Below are 6750 nucleotides of genomic sequence, written 5' to 3' on the forward strand. Positions count from 1 at the left end.
ACGAGTCCTCCGCAGTCGGCATGTGGGCAAGGACTCGTCGCCTCGTCCACTACCGCCTACCCGAAAACCAAGTTCGCCAAACGGCTGATCTTCACTTGACATCAGCCGGCTTGCGCCAGCGCGAGCGGCCTCCTCATCGGTGTTCACTTAGCGGTATCGGGCTCGCGCCCTTCCGCAAACCAAAGCCACCCCATTTAGCGGCAAACGAACCTACGCCAGCAGTTCGCGGACGATGCGCCCCTCCACATCCGTTAGGCGGAACTCTCGCCCCTGATAACGATACGTCAGCCGCTCGTGATCAAGCCCCAACAGGTGCAACACGGTGGCGTTGAGGTCGTGAACGTGCACGCCGTCCTGGACCACATCCATGCCAAATTCATCGGTCTTGCCATAGCGGACGCCTCCCTTCACCCCGCCACCGGCCAGCCAACACGTGAACGCGTCCTTGTGGTGGTCCCGGCCGGACAGCCCCTGACCCTTGTTGCTGCCCTGGTTGAGTGGCGTACGCCCGAACTCTGATCCCCAAATGATCAAGGTGTCATTGAGCATACCGCGTCGCTTAAGATCACCGATCAACGCAGCAATCGGGCGATCGGTCTGTCGACATTTCTCCGGCAGACGCTTTTCGATGTTGCCATGATGATCCCAATCGGAATCGTAAAGCTCGATCAGTCGGACGCCACGCTCGACCAACCGCCTGGCCAACAAGCAGTTGTTGGCAAACGACGCGTTACCCGGCTCGGCACCATACATCGACAACGTCTCCTCCGTCTCCCCGTCCAGACTCATCAGTTCGGGGACCGACATTTGCATCCGATACGACATCTCGTACTGGCTGATCCGCGTCGCGATCTCCTCGTCCCCGGTCGCCAAGCGTTGCTGCTCGTTGAGTTCCTCCAAGGCGTCCAAGACCTGGCGACGCTGCTGCATCGAACGGCCTTCGGGGTTGGAAAGGAACAACACTGGATCGCCCTTGGAACGAAATTGAATGCCCTGATAAATGCTCGGCAAAAAGCCAGGCGACCACATGCTGGTGCCCGCCCCGCCGGCCGGCCCGCTGAGCATCACCACGTAGCCGGGCAGGTCTTTGTTTTCCGAGCCGAGTCCGTAGCTGACCCACGAACCAAAGCTGGGCCGCCCGCCGCGACCGAACCCGGAGTGCAAAAACATCTGCGCCGGGGCGTGGTTGATTTCATCGGTGTGCATCGAATGAATGAACGCCAACTCATCTGCGACCTGACTGAGGTGCGGCCACAACTCGCTCATCGTGTGCCCGCACTGGCCCTGCCGCGAAAACTTCCACGGCGAACCGGCGAGCGTGGACGTCTTGCCGATGAACGCAAAGTCGCGTCCCTTGGTGACCTCCGGCGGGCAAGGCTGGTTGTGTCGTTTGACCAGTTCGGGCTTTTCCTGAAACAAATCCAACTGCGACGGCGCCCCGATCATGTGCAGATAAATCACATGCTTGGCGCGCGGCGCGAAGTGCGGCCCGGCGGTCGCCGCGAACGAATCTTCACTCAGCAGTGACGCCAGTGCGATCGAGCCGAATCCGATTCCACCGGTACCGAGAAACCCACGCCGGTCAAACCGGACGACGTCATCGAGATCATTACGATTGGCCTGGGAACGGGAATTCACTTTGCGACGCGACATGCGATGACGATTTGATGTGGAAGGCAATGTGGTCATCAGACGGCTCAGTCTTTGGTGATGGTTTCGTGCAGGTTCAGCAGCGCGGTGGCGACGCCGTACATCGGATCGGCAGAATCCGATTGCTGACGATACAGATGACGAAGCGTCGCAAGCTCACTGGAATTGGGTTGCCGCGCCGTGCACAACTGAAAGGCAAACTCGATTTGGTCGTCGATCGATGCGTCGCCCCTTTCGGCCGCGATTCTTGACGACAGGGCTTGGGCGGCTTCGACATAAACCGGATCGTTCAGCAAGGTTAACGCTTGCAACGGAGTGTTGGTCCGAGAACGCTTGACGGTGCAGGCCAAACGCGCGGTGGCGTCGAAGTTAATGAAACTGGGATACGGCGAGCCCCGTTTCACGACGACGTAGATGCCACGCCGATGTCGCTCGCCGCCCGGGCTGACTTCATAGTCATACGCCTCGCCGCCGACCTTGGACCACACACCGTCGGGTTGGTAGGGGCGAATCGATGGGCCGTGTTGACGTAAACTCAACAAGCCGGCGATCGCCAATGCATTGTCGCGAATCATCTCGGCGTCCATTCGAAAACGCGGCCCACGCGCCAGCAGACGGTTCTCTGGGTCGACATCGCGAAGTTCATAGCGCACGTTGGACGATTGTTGGTAGGTCGCCGACGTGACGATGGTCTTCAGCAAACGTTTCATCGACCACCCCTTGTCCATCAACTCAACTGCCAACCAATCAAGCAGTTGAGGGTGCGAGGGTGGTTCGCCCTTGATGCCAAAATCCTCGGGCGTGGTGACAATGCCGGCGCCGAAAAGTTCCATCCACCAACGGTTGACGGTCACGCGAGCCACGAGCGGATTGTCGCCTGAAACCAACCAACGGGCCAGCGTCAGACGGTTCTCCGGCCCGTCAGGGCAAGGGTGCAAGACCGCCGGCGTGCCGGGCTGCACCGGATCGCCCGGCGTGCGATAATCGCCCCGCTCAAACACCGCGGACGTTCGCGGTTGGTCCAGTTCGATCATCACCAACGTCGTGTCGGGCGCCAGCTGCTTGATCTGCTTTTGCAGCTGCGCGATCTGCTTGTCGAGTGCATTGAATGCCTTGTCCCGCTCGACCCGGTATTGAACCAGCGTCTTTCGTTCCTTGTCCGACCATTCGGCCGGAGACTTTCGCGCCGCCCGGGCGATCACTTCGGGAACGGCTTCGGCGTCAACGTCTCCGGTCACGACCGAAAGCTTGAAGCGACCGATGGTCAGCGCTCGGCCGAAGTGTTGCGTCATCGTGATCGCCAGCGGTCGATCGGCGGCAAGCTCGATCGGTTCGTCCAGCACAAACGTCGCCCAGTGCGGTTTGCCCTGTTGCGGTGAAATCGCCCAGCCACTCTTCGGATCGTCATCGATCGCGGCGGCCACGGGATAGTTCTTTTGCGAAAAACTCGCCTTCGCCGCCGAGAAAGAAAGCGTCTGTTTTCGCTCCACCGTATCAGCCCCAGCGTCGACTCCAGCGCTTGCAACACGCTCCACCTGAAAATCGTTCAAGACAAAATTGCGGCGTTCATTCCGCCCCGGCCCAGAATCGGGAAGCGACTCGTCGAGCAACACGTCCAAGCGAATCGCGGTGACGCGTGGAACCTCGGCGGTTGCCACAACCCTGTACTGGTCCTTGTCCGGCGGGTCACCGCCTTGCAGCAAGATCGAACCATCATCGAGGCGTTCATACGAATCGGTCGTGCCTTCGGATTCAAACTCGATGACTTCGAGCGTGTATGCCTGCGTCGATTGAGCAATCAACTCGGAAAGCCCCTCGCCCCATTCGTCCAGACCGGCGGACAGTTCCTCACGGCGTTTCTGTTGTTGGCTTTTGAGGTCATCAAGTTGTCGCTGAAACGCCACGCGTTGTTGGTCACGCAGCGGATCTTCCAAAGGCATGCTGGGACCTTGGAACTTGATCGACGAAGGTTGCTTGGGGTTGGCCCGGTCGGCTTCCTGCACCGTGTTGTTGAAATAGGCCAACAACTGATAGTACTCCTCCGTTGTGAACGGATCGTACTTGTGATCATGACACTGGCAGCACTCCAACGTCGTCCCCAACCAAACGGCGCCGGTCGTATTGACCCGATCGATGACTTGCTCGATACGGGTTTCTTCGGGCAGCGATCCGGCTTCGACGTTGGTCGGCGTGCAGCGGTGGAACCCCGTCGCGATTTTTTGTGACGCCGTCGCGGCGGGCAACAGGTCGCCGGCGACTTGCTCGATCGTGAACTGATCAAATGGCATGTCGTCGTTAAGCGCGTTGATGACCCAATCGCGATAGGCCCAGATGTCGCGAAAGTTGTCGCGTTGAAACCCATGGGAATCGGCATAGCGTGCCAAGTCCAACCAGGGACGCGCCCAGCGCTCGCCGAACTGTGGACGACTGAGCAAGGAATCGACGATCGACTCGTACTGTTGGCGGCTCGGATCGCGAACGAACGCTTCGACCTCGCCGGGCGTCGGCGGCAGTCCGATCAAGTCCAAATACAACCGGCGGATCAGCTTTTCCGGCCGCGCCTTCGGCGCTGGAGTCAGGTTCTCCGCTTCAAGTCGGTGCAGCACAAAATGGTCGATCGGCGATTGCGGCCACGCGGTGTCGCGAACGTCCGGCAAGGCGGGTCGGCGCGGGGCGACGTAGGCCCAGTGCTGGGCTGCGACGAACGTTTCCGGCCAAACCGCTCCGCCCGCGATCCAGCGACGCAGCGCGTCGACCTGTGATGCGGACAACGGATCGCCGATCGCCGGCATGATTTCGTCGTGCCCGCGCGGCAAGACTACACGTCGCAGCAGTTCGCTCTCTTGGGGATTTCCCGGCTCCACCGAACCCGACTCGAGAAGATCATTGCGGCGATCCAAACGCAAACCGGCTTCCTGCTTTTCCGCTCCATGGCATTCAAAGCAAGACCGCTGCAAGATCGGGTAGACGTCCTTGGCAAATTCGACCGTGCCCGTCGACGCGGGCTCGGCAGCAACCAGCGATGCAAACGAAGTCGTGATCAAGAATCCGACCAGAACGACATGCAGGAGCTTGAGGAGACTCATGGCGGGGCGGGGAAGGGCGTGCTGTTTCAACGGGATCGGAAGCGGCGGGATGCATGGGGAGGGAGGATGATCCGCGGTCCATTGTAAATCATTACAACCCCCGACGCGTCGTCGTCGTTATACTCCGGGCTCCCGCCGCCAAAGTTCCACTTCACCGCGAATGACGGCCCCCCCACCCCTCCCTCCGGTTATCCCTGAAAACGAATTGATGCCGTCCTGGTACGAACTCGACAACGCCGACGAAATTCCCTCCCCGACCCTGTTGATCTATCCCGATCGCGTGCGGGCCAACCTTCAACGCATGATTGCCTGGGCAGGCGCCGATCGTTTGCGACCACACGTCAAGACGCACAAGTTGCCGCAGATCATTCAGATGAAGCTGGAGGCCGGGATCGGTAAGTTCAAAACCTCCACGATCGCGGAGGCGGAGATGACCGCGGCGGCCGGCGGACGCGACGTGCTCCTCGCCTATCAGCCCGTCGGGCCCAACATCCGGCGGCTGGTGGAACTCGTCGCTGCGTTTCCCCAAACCCAGTTTTCGACGATCGTCGACGACACCCGAATCGCCCAGTCGCTCTCCGAGGCCGCCCAGCGTCGGCAAGTCAATGTGGACGTGTTGATCGATTTGAACATCGGGATGACTCGGACCGGCATTCGACCCAACGCCGATGCCGTTGCGTTGTACCGCTTCCTTGCCGCCGCCAAGGGGCTTCGTCCGGCGGGGCTGCACGCCTACGACGGGCACATCCATGACACCGATGAAGCGTTGGTTCGGCGACAGGTTGCCGCCGCGTTTGAGCCGGTGTGGGACTTGCGACGGGAACTTGTGGCCGAAGGCTTGGCGGTCCCCAAAGTCGTCGGCTGCGGCACGGTCTCGTCCAGGATTTTGGCCGCCGAGCACGACATCGAAGTCAGCGCGGGAACGTCGGTGCTCTGGGACGCCGGTCAGCCGACCTTCACGCCACCGATGGAAGTCGATCAGGCCGCCGTGCTGCTGGCCCGCGTGATCAGCCGGCCCGCCCCAGGACTGCTTTGCATCGACCTGGGGTACAAAGCGGTCGCGTCGGAAATGCAGCCTCCGCGGGTTTCGTTTTTTGGACTCGAAGACGCCGAAGCCGTGGGACACAGCGAAGAGCACTTGGTGCTGAAGACCGATCGTGCGGACGATTATCCCGTCGGCACCGTGCTGTATGGCGTTCCCACCCACATCTGCCCGACGGTCGCCTTGCACGCGGAAGTCTGGTGCGTCGACAAGGGACGCGCCGTCGAGCCCTGGCCGGTCGTGGCCAGGGCCAGACGGATCACCATTTGAACAACGCCCGTGGGAGAGGCGTCCAGCCGATCCCGCCAGCTTCCTCGCACGATGCTCTCTCAGGCAGTAACACATGGATTCCCCCCCCGATTCAACGCACGTCGAGATTCAGCCCACGTCGGTGCGAAAACGGATCATCGCCGTCAGCGTGTTGATGGCGTTCATGCTGTATCTGGACCGTGTCTGCCTTGGCGAAATCGTCAAGAGCGATTCCTTCTTGAACGATTTCAAGGGAGCCTCACGAGAACAAATCGGCGAGGTGTTGGGCGCTTTCTTTTTTGCCTACGCGCTCTTTCAAGTGCCTTCGGGTTGGGCAAGCGATCGGTTCGGCGGACGGATCATGTTGACGTTTTACATCCTCGCGTGGTCGCTGTTAACCGGATGGTCGGGCATGGGAGCGACGCTGGGCGCCTTGCTGGTTGCGCGACTGGCGTTCGGTGTCGCCCAAGCCGGCGCATACGCGACCAGCAGCGGTGTGATCCGCAATTGGTTTCACTTTCGCGCCCGCGCCCAGGCCAGTTCCTTCGTCTCGATCGGCGGGCGACTCGGCGGTACGCTGGCCCCGTTCCTGACCACGTTTCTGGTTTACCAGCTCAGCAGCTGGCGCTACGTGCTGTATCTGTATTGCGTCGTCGGGTTGATCGTCGCAGTCGCCTATTACGTGATCGTTCGAAACCGGCCGGAGGAGCACGCGGGGGTCAA

4 protein-coding genes are annotated in these 6750 nt (G+C 60.8%); 2 read left to right on the forward strand and 2 right to left on the reverse strand.

Annotated features, from left to right (window positions below):
• Nucleotides 1-210: 210 nt before the first annotated feature.
• The gene (locus tag ABX749_RS16455; RefSeq protein ID WP_372896927.1) at nt 211-1653 is read right to left on the reverse strand and encodes a DUF1501 domain-containing protein; all 1443 of its coding nucleotides are present in this window, start codon (nt 1651-1653) and stop codon (nt 211-213) included.
• A 44-nt stretch (nt 1654-1697) separates the two neighbouring features.
• Nucleotides 1698-4766, reverse strand: coding sequence for a PSD1 and planctomycete cytochrome C domain-containing protein (locus ABX749_RS16460; protein ID WP_372896928.1), 3069 nt, complete (start codon nt 4764-4766; stop codon nt 1698-1700).
• A 178-nt stretch (nt 4767-4944) separates the two neighbouring features.
• On the opposite strand from ABX749_RS16460, the gene ABX749_RS16465 reads away from it, so the two are divergent.
• Complete coding sequence (locus ABX749_RS16465; protein ID WP_372896929.1) at nt 4945-6048, forward strand: D-TA family PLP-dependent enzyme; 1104 nt, start codon at nt 4945-4947, stop codon at nt 6046-6048.
• A 73-nt stretch (nt 6049-6121) separates the two neighbouring features.
• The coding region (locus tag ABX749_RS16470; protein ID WP_372896930.1) for an MFS transporter at nt 6122-6750 on the forward strand (629 nt) is incomplete at its 3' end.

It is taken from the genome of Stieleria sp. (genome assembly GCF_041595215.1).
Classification (GTDB): Bacteria; Planctomycetota; Planctomycetia; order Pirellulales; family Pirellulaceae; genus Stieleria; species Stieleria magnilauensis.

Coding starts and splice junctions, on each gene's coding strand:
- ABX749_RS16455 (WP_372896927.1), bottom strand. CDS start 1,653: ATGTCGCGTCGCAAAGTGAATTCCCGTTCCCAGGCCAATCGTAATGAT.
- ABX749_RS16465 (WP_372896929.1), top strand. CDS start 4,945: ATGCCGTCCTGGTACGAACTCGACAACGCCGACGAAATTCCCTCCCCG.